Raw genomic sequence first — 335 nt, 5'->3', positions numbered from 1 at the left:
GGGAGCAGGTGATCGAAGTGGTTGAGGTTTTGGGTGAAGGTTGAGGGCCTGGGGGCTGCTTTGCAGCCCATCGCGACACAAGGCCGCTCCTACAAGGACCGCGTCATTTCTGAACATGCGCGATACCTGTAGGAGCGGCCTTGTGTCGCGAAAGGGCCGCAAAGCGGCCCCAACGGCCTCGAATCAAACCACGCCCTGCGCCAGCATCGCATCAGCCACTTTCACGAAGCCTGCGATGTTCGCACCTTTGACGTAGTTGATGCTGCCATCCGCCTCTTCACCGTAATGCACACAAGCATGGTGAATCGACTGCATGATGTTGTGCAGCTTGCTGT

1 pseudogene is annotated in these 335 nt (G+C 57.9%); it reads right to left on the bottom strand.

Features of this window, described 5'->3' with window-relative positions:
- Positions 1 to 183 precede the first annotated feature (183 nt).
- Positions 184 to 335: pseudogene (locus J5M58_RS27330) on the bottom strand (glutamate dehydrogenase); the annotation flags it as partial.

Source organism: Pseudomonas sp. 32_A (assembly GCF_017490905.1).
Classification (GTDB): domain Bacteria; phylum Pseudomonadota; class Gammaproteobacteria; order Pseudomonadales; family Pseudomonadaceae; genus Aquipseudomonas; species Aquipseudomonas inefficax.
The sequence above is the reverse complement of the archived record's forward strand: the minus strand, read 5'-3'. Positions and strand labels throughout refer to the sequence as shown.